This window comes from Enterococcus florum, assembly GCF_004309355.1.
Lineage (GTDB): Bacteria > Bacillota > Bacilli > Lactobacillales > Enterococcaceae > Enterococcus_A > Enterococcus_A florum.
On sequence record NZ_BJCC01000042.1, the window covers coordinates 1 to 13,640 of the forward strand.

Here is a 13,640-nt window from a genome sequence, read left to right on the forward strand (position 1 = left end):
CACGATGATTCGTGACTACATGACATACTATAATACAGGTCGTTACCAACGAAAATTGCAGGTAATGACGCCAATGGAATTTCACAATCACTACTACAAAGCTGCGTAGATCACCAGACACATCAAAAAAAACTACCCATCTAATCGGATGAGTAGTCCACAAAATTTTTATATTATTTCATTGTCCTATTGACGGGGTGCGCACCAAAATCTACAGTCTCTCTATCTACTCTTTTTTCAGCATCAAATGAAGAACAAACTCAGTTTCTTCGTTCACCTTACTCGCTACAGAAATGTCTCCGCCGATTTGTTCAATAATATTCTGTGCGATTGATAATCCTAAGCCGTAGCTGTCGTTATAGGTTTGCCGAACATCATTGGAACGATAAAAACGATCAAAAACTCTTGGCAGGTCTTCTTCAGGAATTCCTGCACCAGTATTTTTAAAGCGAATGATCGTTTCTTTACCCGCTTCCTCCATGCTGACTTCAAGGCTTCCCTGCTCATTGGTATACTTGTAGGCATTATCAACGAAAATTTCAAACAATTGCATTAGCAAAATCTCATCGGTTTTAGCAGTAATCTTGATTAACTCTCGTTTTACCGTCAGTTGTTTTGAAGCAAATTTTTCTTGATAATTATCAAGTGTTTCGTCTAAAAGCTTATCTACCCGAACCTTAGTAAAGTTTAGTGGTTCGAAGATGTTATCGGTTTTTGCCATCGTCAATAGTTTGTTTACCAGACCATTCATTCGATCGGTTCCTCGGGAAATGTTATCCAGCCATTTGATTTGTTCTTCGATGGTGTCCTCTTTGCTGGAATATAGAACACCAAGATTCGTTGAAATGATACTTAGCGGAGTTTTCAACTCGTGAGAAGCATTGGCGATAAACTGTTTCTGGGTCTGCCAAGCTTCTTCCAGCGGCTTCATGGCTCGATTGGTAAAGTAAATAACTACCAGATAGAAAAAGACCAACAACCCTAGTCCAACCACCACTAAGGTTAATGCTAAGTTTTTTAGACTTTTTTTTGCGTCCGTCACATCCAGAAAACGCATCAAGTAGGTTTCGTCATTTTCTCCGATATTTTTATCCCCTTCTTCATAATCCAGGCTGGCAATTGCCGGAGCTACCACATACTGCCATTCACGATTGCCGATTTTGGTTACTCCGCCTGCTTGATTTTTCCAAGCGATTTGAGCTGCCTTGTTATAATCCTTTTTCGACAGCTTCAGGGCCGAATCAATCATAATGGGTTTCCCGTCTTTATCCACCAGCATGTTAAAGTAAACACCGCCTCCAGGAACAATTCGACTGATTTGAAACGCTTCCTCTTCAGAATCATCAAACTGAACCTTTCCGCCAGTAATCTTCAGCTCTTCGGCTTGATTCAGCTTGTCGGAATTATCGGACTGAACTTTTAAATAGCTGGTAAGAAAAATCACAACAAAAGCAATCACTAGGATCATCGCCACAAAACCGGTGGTCATCTCTATTAAGCGGCTTCTAAATTGTTTAATCACTGTGTCTGCCCTCCGAAAACTTCAACAGATAACCCAAATTGCGAATTACTTTGATTTGGGTACAGCTTTCTGCCTGCTTCATCTTTCTTCTTAACAATGAAATGTGCATCTCCACATGATTGTATTCGGCATCGGAATCATAGCCCCAAACCTTTTCGATAATTCGATCCTTAGAAGAAAGCTGCGGATAATTGTTCATTAGAAGCTCCAAAATATTAGCCTCTTTTCTGGTTAAATTCACCTCTTGCTTTTCAGTAATCAAACGCAATGTATACGGATTCAGCTCGAAATCACCCAAGGCAAGAACGCCGCCTTCCTTGTATTCGCTTTTCTTGCGGCGCCATAAGGCTTTCAATCGAGCCAAAAGCTCTTGATAATGAAACGGTTTGCTTAGATAGTCATCCGCTCCAAGCTCCAAGCCTTCCACTTTATCCTCCAGCTCCCCTTTGGCCGTCAGCATCAGAATCGGGGTATCGATCCCCGCTTCCCGAGCCTCCTTTAAGATGGTTAAGCCATCCTTCTTCGGCAGCATAATATCTAAAACAGCCAGATCATATATTCCAGAAACTAAACAATCCAGTCCATACTCGCCTTCTTCGGCTATATCGACAGAATATCCATTTTTTTTAAGAATTTGAGCGGTTGCTTCCGCCAGCATATTTTCATCTTCTACTAAAAGAAGTTTCATCCTATTTTCCCCTTTATTTTTTCTTTCTACTTATTATAACGTACCAAGCTAAAATGAATCTTGAATAACAGGAAAGGACCCACCTCCAGCTTTTTCATATGATTATAGGTTCGCTAAAGGTTCGCCCCTTATAGTCAGGATATAAACTACAGAAATGAGGTCGTTACTATGAACAAGAAGAACCCCAAGTTTTCATCAAAAGAACACCCTAGTAAACGCTGGAACAGTATTCTGGGAAATATTCCCTTTAGTGTTCGGGTAGTAATCCTAACCGTTTTGATCGGTTTGTCGCTGGTTTCCTACAATATTGGAAAGGCCGTTACCGGAGCAAAAGCAGAAGCTAACTTGCATGCTTCAACTGAAAAACAGGAGGTAAGCTCTGAAGACGTCAAGGTTCGCAGAAACAATGGAAAATGGGAATTTTCATCAGATGAGGGCATTTCCTGGACCCGAACACCGCCAAAAGATATTTATGAGGATAAGGACGGACGGCTGCGCTACAAAAATTCTCTATCCAAAACCATCAATAATAACTCTGAAGACGACATCTTCAAATTCCCATTCGATGATCAAAACGGCAAAGGCATCGTCATGAAGCGGGAAGACGACAAATGGAAATTCTCTTCAGATGGCGGCAAAACCTGGTCAGAGGAAGTTCCTGAAGGTGTAGAGGTCGATAAGAATGGGAAATTGACTTGGCAAAGTGAAGACGGCAATAAACTATCTGAATTTGATCCTAAAGAAAACAGCTGGAAATATTCCGAGGACGGTGGCAAAACCTGGTCCGATCCATTAAAGGATGTCGAAGATTGGCTAAAAAACGGTTTCACTGTTCCAGTTGAAGGCGGCGTCTCTATGAAATTCCAAGATGGTAAAATCCTTTACTCCACGGATGGTGGCAAGACCTGGTCAGAAGAAGTTCCTGAAGGCTTCTCAGATCAAGTGAAATCCGTGATCACGAAGCAAGCTGAAGATGGCAAAACCCTCTACTCAACGGACGGCGGCAAAACCTGGTCGGAAGAAAAACCTGAAGGCTTCGAAATTCCCAACATCGATGACATTTTAGAGTCGATTCCAGATGAACTATTGCCAAAAGAAGACAAGGACGGTCTAGGTGAAGGCCAAGCAACCTCCGTCTAACCAAAGAAACACCATTTGTCATCCGATGATTCATTAAGTTTCTCCAAAAGCAACAGACTACAAACCATCATCGAATACTAATGCTGATATAAATTGACCTTCAATTCTAAGGCTGCAGGCTTAGAATCGAAGGTTTTTTGGTGGATGCCCTAACTTTTTTAACCATGTATCTATTCAGCCTTCATAATCGACAAATAACTATTCTCCGATTTAAGAAACGCATAATCCGTTTGGCAAACAGCCACTGTATATCGTTCTCCTAATTCCTCCATTAATCGCTGAAAAAATTCTGGCCTTGTGCCATCCAAATCTACTAAAGGAGAGACTCTTACCTCCTGGCAAATACGAATCATTTCCTCCAAGGTTTCTAGATGAAAGGAACAACCTAACCCAGGATAGAGAAAAAGAAAATGAGAGCACAGGCCTAGATCAAAGTGATTCTCTGCAAAAGGTGTCTGATAAGGAAATTCATGGATGAGGTATCTTTTTTCACGCTTGCCCTGGTCATAATCTTGCAGAAACGTTTCCATCGCACCCATACGAATACTTTCTAGTTCCGTAATATCTTTAATCTCGTGCCAATTGTAGTTCTCTGCATTTCTTCTCGTTTGCTCCAGCACGATTTCCTTTGTTTCGTTGATTCTTCCTTTGATTTCGGCAGTTGAAAATTGGTAGACGATATCCAGCGAAGTCACATCATACCCAGCTGTTTTTGCTTCTGCATTAAAACTAGCCGGACCATCCGCAAAGCTAACGATTTTTTTATTCAGATCTGCTGTAGTCAAATTAAACATTTGTGCGTACTCTTTAAGGCTTCTCCCCCATGGAACTACATCGTTTAAGTGAAATGCCGTCAGTCTATTTCCTCCATTTCAATAGTTACTCAACGTCGATTCCTCTTTCCAAGAACTTCAGTTTACCTAAACTTTCTAGTTGCAAAATCTCTTTAAACGCTAGAATTTCAAACGGATAGCATACACCTGTTAAAGCTGGATTTTCTAAAATCTTTTTTACCAGCAATGCAGTTGTCCAAGCAGTAATCCCGTAGTCCGAGAACACTTCAATGACAAGCTTTCTTTCTGCCGGCTCATTGTTGATTGTTCCTTTCGCCTCAATAATCAGATAAGCCGTTTCATCCTTCGTCCCTTTATCCATATCTATTTTGAATCGGCGCATTGCATGAATCAGCGGATCAATCAGGTGGCAATGAACAATGACTGACATGAAGCTATTAATGGGCTCGCTGTTCCAGCAAGTACGATAGGTTACTTCAGGAATTCCTAGCTTTTTTTGCAAAATCAACTGCTCATCATGATGGATTTTTCGCAGCTGGTACGGCTTATTCTCTACGCAGACAGAATGTTTTTCCGAAAATCCAGGTCCGCCCGGTAATGGTTTGGCAATAATCCTCAACATATCCCGCATACCGGTTAAGCCTACATTCGCTTGTGTATTCTGCAGCAGATTGACTGCTGCATGATCCACCTGAGAAAACTCTGCGATTACTCGCTTTACTGCTATTCCAGACATACCGGGAAAGAAACCAGCCATAACTATCGAAGCACTTGTCTTTTCAGGCAACTGCTGTTCTACTTTATTTGTGAATGTACTAAATGTAGTAATATCGATGCATGGAATATTATTTTGAGAACAAAGCTTTTGGATTACTGGTTCCTCTTGCTTTACTGCCACCACCACACAAGCTGGTCCACTTTTGACTAATTGTTCAATACTAGATGCATTCTTGCTGTCGGCGTAAGCGGCACTAGCATTGGATAATTTTCTTGCTGTCTGTTCTCCTCGTTCTAGCTTGTAATCTCCAACAACAATGTGCTGCTTTGGCAGTAATTCAGACACTGCTTGACAGATTTTAAAACCCATACTGCCTGATGCACCGATAACCACGATAGAGCCCTTCATTCCTTCACCTCTTCATTTTATTTTAATCATTATCCCATTTATCAGAATGCTGAAACAGAGGCTTAAGACCTAGACTTCTAATTCTAGTCTTTTTTACATATGGCGAAGAAACTTATCTATTTTAGCTAGATGTTTGCTCTTCTACTTAAACTTTAAAAGTAAAGATAGCCACCCAAAACCTTTTCTCAAGTTTTGGGTGGCTATTCTTCTCTAAAAAATGAAAATCAGGTGATCCTTCACGTACTTCGTGTGAACTCTTAGTTTTGGCTGTTCCGAAAACAGGTTCCGCATCACTTTTTCGTTGTTGGTAGATTGAAAAATGATTTGCCTCTTCCATCCGCTGTTTTGTTTTTTGTCTCTACGTATTCCCAGTTCAAATGCCACTTAGTTGGTTTAGAGAAAGACTCTTGGACTAACTTCTTACTGTTCCGGATAAAACAAATGCTGCATTCGCTGGAAGCTCAACTCGCTTCCTACAAAATAAATCGTGTTTCCAGCACACAATTTTGCATACGGCCCTGGTGAGACTAGCAGTTCCTCGGTTTGCTGGATCGCCACGATCGTTGCCCCTGTTTCATGCCAAATATTCAATTCATTGATCGTCGTATCTAAATGGGCTGCTTGATTCGTCAGCAGCAATTCAAAAGGGGTGAACGGCGCAAAGTTATGCGCACGCTTTGTTTGCGAAACCAATGTATCCAGCAATTGCGAAAAATTGTCCAGCTCGCGCTTTTGTTGTTCGACACTTTCTTGGATCTCTCGTTTGATCTCTTGGATCGATTGCACATCTTTGTATCTTTCCAGGTAAACCTGCGCCTTTTCTCTAGAACGCACATACGCCCCGCTGCCGTGCCGCACCTCCATGATCCCCAGATCGACTAGCACATTGATCGCCTTTCGAGCAGTTTCAGGCGAGACATTGAAATTACTCGCCAATGTCGAACGGGCATGAATTTTCTGACCGACTGCATACTGTTTTCCAGCGATTCGTTCAGCGATTCCGATGGCTACCTGCTGATAACGGGGCAAAAATACCCGCTGTTTTTCCTTTTCCATGGTCGTCCTTCTTACTTGCTGTTTTTTCAAAGCATAGCATATTACGGACTGCTTTGCCCACTAAAAATAGATCGTCTGATTAACTTGTTAGTGTTTTCCTGCTAAGAAGTTTTTAAAATAGCCCGGTTGGGAAAGGCTGATCCTCGCTTTTTTGATCAAAAAAGCATACGCTGATTCAGGATTTTTTTAGGGAGGGATTTTTTTGCATATTCTTTTTGGGCTGATTGGACTGCTTCTCGTCTTAAGTCTCAGCTGGTTGATTAGTGCGGATCGAAAAAAGATTTCGTTGCGTTCGCTTTTTCTCATGCTGGTTTTGCAGTTTTTGTTAGGATTTATTTTACTCCGTACCACGGTGGGGACGACCTTGGTAGGTGGGGTTGCAGACCTTTTTGCGGCATTACTTCGTTTTGCGCAATCTGGTGTCGATTTTGTTTTTGGCGGGATCGTCAATCAAGGTTCCGCACCTTTCTTTCTAACCGTTCTGATGCCGATCGTATTTATTTCTGCGATTATCGGAATTTTACGTTATCTCAAGGTTCTGCCCCTTTTCATGAAATGGGTCGGACTTGGTTTGAGCAAATTGAATGGACTTGGCAAATTGGAATCCTATAATGGAATTGCATCGGCGATTCTTGGCCAGTCTGAAGTTTTTATTTCATTGAAAAAAGAGTTGCCTTTTTTGAGTGAGAAGCGTCTGACCACCATGGGTATCTCTGCTATGTCGACTGTTTCAATGTCCATTGTCGGTTCCTATATGTCTTTGTTAGAGCCTCAGTATGTGATTACTGCTCTGATTTTGAATCTCTTCGGCGGCTTTATCATTGCTTCGATTGTTAATCCGTACAGCCTGGAGGAAAAAGAAGATGAGCTGTTGGTCGAAAACGATCAGGAACAAACTTTTTTCCAGATGCTGGGAGAATACATTTTAGATGGTTTTCAGGTCGCTATTACTGTCGCAGCGATGCTGATCGGCTTTGTCGCTTTGATCGCCATGATCAATTTTATCTTCGCTAAGGTAACTGGGTGGACTTTCCAAGAATTACTAGGTTTTGTTTTTGCTCCGTTTGCCTTCCTAACCGGGATTCCCTGGAAAGAAGCAGTGGATGTAGGCAGCCTCATGGCAACGAAATTGGTTACCAATGAATTCGTAGCCATGACTCAGCTAGCCCAAGGAGACTGGACGTTTAGTCCGCGGACAACTGCTGTCCTCTCGGTCTTTTTGGTTTCTTTTGCCAATTTTTCCTCTATTGGAATTATTTCTGGCGCCATGAAAGGCTTGAATGAAGAAAAAGGCAACCTGATTGCCAAAAACGGTTTGCGAATTTTATTAAGTGCTACTCTGGTCAGCTTTCTAAGTGCCATCATCACAGGACTGATTTTTTAAAAAAAGAGGCTTGGAACGAGAAAAGTTCCAAGCTTCTTTTAAGGTTGTTCATCTTCAACTAGGTCCACTTCATAAGGGGCTCCTTCATAGAAAAAGAGTGTATCAACAGCTGCATCTGGATCTCTCGCAACCAACTCTTTACGAAATGGGAAAGTGACCGAATGCCCACTCTTTGTTTGGTCTCCAGATAACACAAAGGTTAGTTTTTCATCTTCTGGTGCTTCGTTCAGCTGATCCATGACTTTGTTGATCACTGCTTGCTGGTCGATGTCTTTTTCGTTGGCAGCCTCTTTATAATCTGCGAAAAAATTTGCTTGTCCATCAAAATATTCAAGTACCATGCTTTTCATCCTTCCTTCAGTTCCTGTCTTTATTGTAAAAGAACTTGAAGAAAAGTGGTAATGATAGCGCTTGGCTATAACATTTCATCAAGAAACGGAATCGACGGCTGAGCGCCTAGTCGTTGGACAGCTAATGAAGAAGCCTTGCAGCCAAGACACACAGCTTCTTGAATATTGCTGAAATCCTTTTTTAAAATACTGCTCATGGCGCCAATAAACGTATCTCCCGCTGCAGTCGTATCAACAGCCTGAACTGAAAATGCGGGAACAAGACCTCTTTTTCCCTCAATATCATAAAAGGCTCCTTGGCTGCCTAATGTGATGATCACTGCTTCGATTCCCAACTGATGCAGTATTTCTGCGGCTTTCACCATACTTGATTCGTCCTGAATAGTCACGCCCGTCATTATTTCTGTTTCGGTCTCATTGGGTACGATTAAATCTGTACAGGACAATAATTCCTCGGGCACTTTCTTCCTTGCAGGAGCTGGATTCAAAATTGTTTTAATGCCGCACCTACGAGCGATCTGGAAGGCTGCGATCGTTGAATCGATGCTGCTCTCGAATTGTGCGATCACAAAGTCACTCCGCTGCAAACATTGTTTCTGCCTGCGGACATCCGCTGGAGTAAATGCAACGTTGGCACCACCATGGATCATAATACTGTTTTCCCCTTGGTCATTAACTGTAATAAACGCTTGACCAGTTACCGTGTCTTCTAATACAGCAACCCCTTGACAATCAATGCCTTCTTGTACTAACTGATTCAGCATCTTTTCCCCAGCTGCGTCCTTTCCAACGGCACCGATCATAGCAGTCCTTGCGCCTGCCCGTTTCGCAGCAACCGCTTGATTCGCTCCTTTTCCACCTTCTGACATGAAAATGGTTGAGGTATGGATCGTTTCTCCCGGTCTAGCCATTTTTTTTACACGCAGCGTTGTATCCAAGTTGATACTGCCGACGACTGTGACATGATTCATTCAACCACCTACCTTCTAACTTTTTTTAATAGCGTAGCATACATCTTGATTATACTCGCTGGTTTGAGCTTTTTGAATGAGAATAGGCTTTGTGATTCCATTTGTCTTGCACTTCCACTTCATTTTTTCTATACTTCAAGAAGACGAAGCGAAGGAGTACTTACTTTGAAAAAAAGATGGAAGTTTTTAATTGGTCTTCTTGTGGTTTTGTTCATCGCACTAATCGCCGCAGGAAATTACTTTTACAACTACGCCGTCGTACCAGAGGAAAAAGACTTTATCGGAGGCGGTTCAAATTCAGAGGAACGAGTTCAAGCAGAAAAATGGATGGCCGAAGACCCTCAACGAACCGAATGGCAGATCCAGTCGGAGGATGGCCTCACGTTGTCAGCGATTTATCTTCCTGCTGAGCAAGACCAGAAAAAAACCGCGATCATTGCTCACGGCTACATGGGTCAGGCAGAGAACATGGCACAATATGCTGACCTTTACCATCAGCTTGGCTACAATGTACTGATTCCAGATGCCCGCGGGCACGGAAAAAGCGAGGGGGATTATGTCGGCTTTGGCTGGGATGAACGAATGGATTATCTTCACTGGATCGATCAGGTATTGGCTGAAACGCATTCGGATGAACGCATTGTGCTCCACGGTGAAAGCATGGGGGCTGCTACTGTCATGATGGTCAGCGGTGAAAAGATGCCGGAAAATGTGAGAGCCATCATTGAGGATTGCGGCTATACTTCCGCGAAGGACGAGCTCAGTTTTCAATTAAAGCAAATGTTTGGGCTTCCTTCCTTTCCACTAATCCCAGTGACTAGTTTAGTAACCAAGGTTCGGGCAGGATACTTTTTTGGTGAAGCGGATGCCGTTTCGCAATTGAAGAAAAATCAGACACCGATGCTGTTTATCCATGGAGACAAGGACGATTTTGTCCCTTTTTACATGCTGAACGAGGTCTATCAGGCCACGGATGCACCAAAAGAAAAATTTGTCGTCAAAGGTGCAAAGCATGCACAAGCTTTATCAAAAGCGCCGGAAGAATACAAAAAAAGGGTACAAGCCTTTCTCGAAAAGCATCCGTAAATCAACGAAAGAATAAAACCAAGCCAAGGATTTTTCCGACAATGAAAAACCCTTAGCTTGGTTTATTTTCTCTAGGTTTCTTGGTACTTTCTTGCCTTTTGATTTTCTTCCTTCTTTTTAGCAATCAAGTATTCTGCCAATACATCTGTCACAACGACACAGTTAAAAATCCCGGTCTCCGTTGCTACATACAACACCTCTTTTTTGGTGTCCTCGTAACAAATCGTGGCAACCTTCGGAATCCTGCGAATGTCTTCCAAGCTGACACCGATCACATTTTCATTGATTGTACAATTTGCCTCTTGTCCATCGGCATTGAAAAATTTGGAATTGATATCTCCAATGACACCACAGGTTTCCAATTCATCAATATCTGGTTGACCGATATAACCAATTTCTGTCATGGTGTTATTTGAGGAAAAAGGAGAAGCCAATCCGACAATCGCCAGTTCAACATTGCGACCCGTGTCGAGTACATCTTTGATGGCAGCGTTCTCGATCAAATTTTCGCGAATCAGAGGATTGTCAACTAAGGCGGGTGCGTATAAAAATTTGCATTTTGCCCTTAATTTTCGAGCAAAATCATAGGCTAGCTGGTTGGAGTGGATATCGACATAATCGGAGCCCATCCCGCCGATCAGCGGGGTGATCGTTGCATCCGGATGGTTTTCATATGGGTATTCATCTACGAAACGCCGCAGTACCTTACCCCAGGACAACCCAATCGTTTTTGCCTTGGCGATGTCTTTCTTATAGGAGGTGATCGCTGTTTGGACGATGATCTTTTCAATCTCATTTGCTCTCAGGTTGCTGGTATCTAAAACGACCGCCTTCGTCAATCCGAAAATGTCCTCCAGCTGTAATTCCAGATCGACAGAGTAAGCGCTTTCGCTTTTAATGTAAATATCCACGATCCCCTGATGTTTGGCATCGATTAAATACTTTGATACTAGCGAACGGGAAATTCCTAACCGCTTGGCGATCTCTGATTGTTTCAGATTTTCTTTGTGGTATAAGGTGGCAACCTTTACTAGGTCTCGATGATTTTGACTTAACTCCATTTCCAACGCCCCTTCTTCTATACAGAACCGATGATCTCCAGCTCCTTGGTTTTTACCCATAAAAGACCTCCCTTAAACCCAAGGGAGGTCCGTTGTCTTTACAGTACTTCGATGACGTCGCCGACTTCGAACTTCGGAAATTCTCCTGGGCTTACAATGATTGCTCCAGGCAAAACATCGCCGATTTCATTACGGAAGTAGATCGAGATATGCCCCAGCTCTTCAAAGTTTGCATTCGCATGAGAACCCACCTCATTGATCGTAAACTCTTGGTCTCCAAATTTTATTTTACCACCCACCTTGAGTGTATCGCTAGGTGTTTCTTCAAATTCGTGGATCACGCAGATGTCTCTTAATTCTGCAGTGGCAGTTGGTCCAAAAAGAATCACTAATTGCTCTTCTTCAAAGGCAGGTACCATGCTGCCGATTTCAACGATTTTTGTTTTTACCATTCCGCTGCTCGCTCCATTCATCTTTTTTTTAATACATACCAAAGCTTGCTAACCAAGCCAAGATCACTGCGGTGAAACCAGTCAACATCCGACCATAAAGGATGGCTGGAACACCGATTGCAACTGTTTCTGGTTTTGCTTCACCTAATGATAAACCAACCGGGATGAAGTCACAACCCGCATGTCCATTGATTGCGAACAAAGCAGGCAATGCATATTGTACCGGAATAGAACCATTAGCGATCTGTGTACCGATCAATACCCCGATTACCTGTGAGATTACTGCACCAGGTCCTAAGATCGGTGATAAAATCGGAATCGTACAAATCAAGGACAAGGCGATCATTCCTGGCAATGAACCTGCTAGTGGCGACAAGACATTTGCCAACCAATCGCCGATACCTGTATAGTTGATGATCCCTACCATCATACTGATAAAGGCCATGAACGGGATGATATTTTTCAACAGCATATCGACTGCATCGCGTCCGGATTGGTAGAAGGTGCCCATGACACCACCGATTCCGCGAGAAAATCGAACCAAGAAGCTGTCTTTTTTTGCGACTTCCTGTGCATGCTCTTCTTTGATTTTGGAATATCTTTCTCTGAATTCTTCTTCGGATTCGCGTCCTTCTTCCGGTGTGATCGTTGCTTCCACCACTGGAGAAGCCACTGGACTTTCACCTTCTACTAGAGCAACATCTTCTGGTCGAACGCCAGAAACGAAAATGTCTTCTGTGATGTGTTTGGCCAATGGACCAGAAGGAGAAGATGGCAAAATATCCACTGTCGGAATACGTTTCATTGGATACACACCGATACGTGCCGTGCCGCCGCAATCGATGACTGCACAAAGTGTTTCCTCTTCAGGAATCGAATTTTTAAATCCGTCACAAGCTTGACAGCCTGTTAAATCTGCAATCTGCTGCGCCACCGGATGGATGCCGCCGCCAGTAACTGAAACAACTTTATTCTTTTTATCTGTTGGTACTAAGGTCAATCCAACACCCCAACCTTTACTTCCCGGTTTTACAAAGACTGTTTTATACATGCCGCTTCCTCCCTTTTATGCTTGCGCCTTTTTAGCTTCTTTAGCCATCATGAATTTCGTCAAACGTTCGGTCACGATGCCTCGCATCAAGATGACCACTACCCCAACTAAGAAGTAACGAACAGCTAAGCTTGATTGACTATAGCCCGCTTCCATTACCCCATTTGCAATCCCCAGGTAAACAAATAGTTCGCCTGCGTTAGCGTAAGGGAACAACCCTGTAACTGGATGGACAAAGGATACTGCTGCATCATAAAATGCTGGTTTTTCTTCTTCCTTAACGAATTTGCCGAATGTGTAAGCCATCGGGTTCGTCAGCATCAAAACGGCTAAGATCGGCATCAATGAATAGCGTAAAACCATATATTTGGAACAATAGCGAATCGCCCGGTCCACACGTTCTTCCCCGATAAATGCAATAACTGAATACGTAAACGTCAACAATACAATCAATAGTGGAACGATCCCAGTCATATAGCCCATGAACTGTTCGCCGCCGGCTTCAAACAAACCGATAAAGTTTTTTCCTGCCCATTCGATATATTTCATAATAATGTCCTCCTTTTAGGTAACCGCTTCCAATTTCCGTGAGTAGATTTTTGACAATGCTTCTTCTATTTTTGATACTTGTGTTCCTTGATTATTCTTGCTGTAAAACTCTGCCAAGTGCACCCCTTGATACGCAGGATCTTCTTTAAATTTTGCAAAGATGGTTAATCCGCTGCAGCAGTAACACTGAATGACTTTACCTTCTTTGTCTACCACTACGGCAACGATGGTCCGCAACAAACGGCCTTTGGCTACTTCTGTATAAAAATCATAATCCGAACCGGCCTGCTCCGTCGTGATTTTCTTTATGAAACGTTGATAGTTTTTGACCTGAACGATGCTCAAAACACTTTGCAGCATCATTAATACGGCCAAAAGAATAACAAATCTACCCATACGCGTATTCCTTT

At 42.7% G+C, this 13,640-nt stretch carries 16 protein-coding genes; 4 read left to right on the top strand and 12 right to left on the bottom strand.

Annotated features, from left to right (window positions below; translation table 11 throughout):
* Positions 1-4: 4 nt before the first annotated feature.
* Entirely contained in the window at positions 5-109 is a 105-nt protein-coding gene (locus NRIC_RS19925; RefSeq protein ID WP_227873710.1) for an IS3 family transposase, read from the top strand.
* Positions 110-226: 117 nt separating this feature from the next.
* Here the strand turns inward: NRIC_RS19925 and NRIC_RS18505 are convergent, their stop codons facing one another.
* Together NRIC_RS18505 and NRIC_RS18510 are read right to left on the bottom strand one after the other, a co-directional pair.
* A complete protein-coding gene (locus NRIC_RS18505) occupies positions 227-1,522 on the bottom strand; it encodes a sensor histidine kinase (RefSeq protein WP_146624204.1) in 1,296 nt (431 codons plus the stop codon).
* Complete coding sequence (locus NRIC_RS18510) at positions 1,515-2,210, bottom strand: response regulator transcription factor (RefSeq protein WP_146624205.1); 696 nt, start codon at positions 2,208-2,210, stop codon at positions 1,515-1,517. The genes NRIC_RS18505 and NRIC_RS18510 overlap by 8 nt, the downstream gene beginning before the upstream one ends.
* Before the next feature lie 168 nt (positions 2,211-2,378).
* Between NRIC_RS18510 and NRIC_RS18515 the strand changes: the two genes are divergently transcribed.
* Positions 2,379-3,350: a sialidase family protein gene (locus NRIC_RS18515; RefSeq protein ID WP_146624206.1), complete on the top strand. Its 972-nt coding sequence runs from the start codon at positions 2,379-2,381 to the stop codon at positions 3,348-3,350.
* A gap of 170 nt (positions 3,351-3,520) precedes the next feature.
* Here the strand turns inward: NRIC_RS18515 and NRIC_RS18520 are convergent, their stop codons facing one another.
* The 3 genes from NRIC_RS18520 to NRIC_RS18530 form a co-directional block, all read right to left on the bottom strand.
* Entirely contained in the window at positions 3,521-4,144 is a 624-nt protein-coding gene (locus tag NRIC_RS18520) for an SAM-dependent methyltransferase (RefSeq protein WP_146624207.1), read from the bottom strand.
* A gap of 85 nt (positions 4,145-4,229) precedes the next feature.
* The gene (locus NRIC_RS18525; protein ID WP_146624208.1) at positions 4,230-5,270 is read right to left on the bottom strand and encodes a saccharopine dehydrogenase NADP-binding domain-containing protein; all 1,041 of its coding nucleotides are present in this window, start codon (positions 5,268-5,270) and stop codon (positions 4,230-4,232) included.
* A 420-nt stretch (positions 5,271-5,690) separates the two neighbouring features.
* On the bottom strand, positions 5,691-6,326 hold the full coding sequence (locus NRIC_RS18530) for a GntR family transcriptional regulator (RefSeq protein ID WP_146624209.1): 636 nt from the start codon (positions 6,324-6,326) through the stop codon (positions 5,691-5,693).
* 202 nt (positions 6,327-6,528) lie between these two features.
* On the opposite strand from NRIC_RS18530, the gene NRIC_RS18535 reads away from it, so the two are divergent.
* Positions 6,529-7,710 (top strand): NupC/NupG family nucleoside CNT transporter, encoded by a 1,182-nt coding sequence (locus NRIC_RS18535; RefSeq protein ID WP_146624210.1) that lies wholly within the window; start codon positions 6,529-6,531, stop codon positions 7,708-7,710.
* Between the two features lie 38 nt (positions 7,711-7,748).
* On the opposite strand, the gene NRIC_RS18540 is transcribed toward NRIC_RS18535, so the two are convergent.
* A complete protein-coding gene (locus tag NRIC_RS18540) occupies positions 7,749-8,051 on the bottom strand; it encodes a hypothetical protein (protein ID WP_146624211.1) in 303 nt (100 codons plus the stop codon).
* A 74-nt stretch (positions 8,052-8,125) separates the two neighbouring features.
* A complete protein-coding gene (rbsK, locus tag NRIC_RS18545; RefSeq protein WP_146624212.1) occupies positions 8,126-9,031 on the bottom strand; it encodes a ribokinase in 906 nt (301 codons plus the stop codon).
* Positions 9,032-9,196: 165 nt separating this feature from the next.
* Between rbsK and NRIC_RS18550 the strand changes: the two genes are divergently transcribed.
* Positions 9,197-10,117 carry an alpha/beta hydrolase gene (locus tag NRIC_RS18550; protein WP_227873854.1) on the top strand — a complete coding sequence of 307 codons (921 nt, stop codon included), beginning with the start codon at positions 9,197-9,199 and terminating at the stop codon, positions 10,115-10,117.
* A gap of 71 nt (positions 10,118-10,188) precedes the next feature.
* Here the strand turns inward: NRIC_RS18550 and NRIC_RS18555 are convergent, their stop codons facing one another.
* The 5 genes from NRIC_RS18555 to NRIC_RS18575 form a co-directional block, all read right to left on the bottom strand.
* A complete protein-coding gene (locus NRIC_RS18555) occupies positions 10,189-11,178 on the bottom strand; it encodes a sugar-binding transcriptional regulator (protein WP_146624238.1) in 990 nt (329 codons plus the stop codon).
* A gap of 98 nt (positions 11,179-11,276) precedes the next feature.
* Positions 11,277-11,630, bottom strand: a complete 354-nt coding sequence (locus NRIC_RS18560) for a PTS glucitol/sorbitol transporter subunit IIA (RefSeq protein WP_146624214.1) — start codon at positions 11,628-11,630, stop codon at positions 11,277-11,279.
* A gap of 28 nt (positions 11,631-11,658) precedes the next feature.
* On the bottom strand, positions 11,659-12,681 hold the full coding sequence (srlE, locus tag NRIC_RS18565; RefSeq protein ID WP_146624215.1) for a PTS glucitol/sorbitol transporter subunit IIB: 1,023 nt from the start codon (positions 12,679-12,681) through the stop codon (positions 11,659-11,661).
* 15 nt (positions 12,682-12,696) lie between these two features.
* A complete protein-coding gene (gene srlA, locus NRIC_RS18570; protein ID WP_146624216.1) occupies positions 12,697-13,230 on the bottom strand; it encodes a PTS glucitol/sorbitol transporter subunit IIC in 534 nt (177 codons plus the stop codon).
* A 15-nt stretch (positions 13,231-13,245) separates the two neighbouring features.
* A complete protein-coding gene (locus NRIC_RS18575; protein ID WP_146624217.1) occupies positions 13,246-13,626 on the bottom strand; it encodes a transcriptional regulator GutM in 381 nt (126 codons plus the stop codon).
* Positions 13,627-13,640 lie beyond the last annotated feature (14 nt).

Excerpts from the sequence above, each read along its gene's own strand:
- NRIC_RS19925 (WP_227873710.1), top strand. The coding sequence starts at position 5 with ATGATTCGTGACTACATGACATACTATAATACAGGTCGTTACCAACGA.
- NRIC_RS18510 (WP_146624205.1), bottom strand. The coding sequence starts at position 2,210 with ATGAAACTTCTTTTAGTAGAAGATGAAAATATGCTGGCGGAAGCAACC.
- NRIC_RS18515 (WP_146624206.1), top strand. The coding sequence starts at position 2,379 with ATGAACAAGAAGAACCCCAAGTTTTCATCAAAAGAACACCCTAGTAAA.
- NRIC_RS18520 (WP_146624207.1), bottom strand. The coding sequence starts at position 4,144 with ATGTTTAATTTGACTACAGCAGATCTGAATAAAAAAATCGTTAGCTTT.
- NRIC_RS18525 (WP_146624208.1), bottom strand. The coding sequence starts at position 5,270 with ATGAAGGGCTCTATCGTGGTTATCGGTGCATCAGGCAGTATGGGTTTT.
- NRIC_RS18530 (WP_146624209.1), bottom strand. The coding sequence starts at position 6,326 with ATGGAAAAGGAAAAACAGCGGGTATTTTTGCCCCGTTATCAGCAGGTA.
- NRIC_RS18540 (WP_146624211.1), bottom strand. The coding sequence starts at position 8,051 with ATGGTACTTGAATATTTTGATGGACAAGCAAATTTTTTCGCAGATTAT.
- rbsK (WP_146624212.1), bottom strand. The coding sequence starts at position 9,031 with ATGAATCATGTCACAGTCGTCGGCAGTATCAACTTGGATACAACGCTG.
- NRIC_RS18555 (WP_146624238.1), bottom strand. The coding sequence starts at position 11,178 with ATGGAGTTAAGTCAAAATCATCGAGACCTAGTAAAGGTTGCCACCTTA.
- NRIC_RS18560 (WP_146624214.1), bottom strand. The coding sequence starts at position 11,630 with ATGGTAAAAACAAAAATCGTTGAAATCGGCAGCATGGTACCTGCCTTT.
- srlE (WP_146624215.1), bottom strand. The coding sequence starts at position 12,681 with ATGTATAAAACAGTCTTTGTAAAACCGGGAAGTAAAGGTTGGGGTGTT.
- srlA (WP_146624216.1), bottom strand. The coding sequence starts at position 13,230 with ATGAAATATATCGAATGGGCAGGAAAAAACTTTATCGGTTTGTTTGAA.
- NRIC_RS18575 (WP_146624217.1), bottom strand. The coding sequence starts at position 13,626 with ATGGGTAGATTTGTTATTCTTTTGGCCGTATTAATGATGCTGCAAAGT.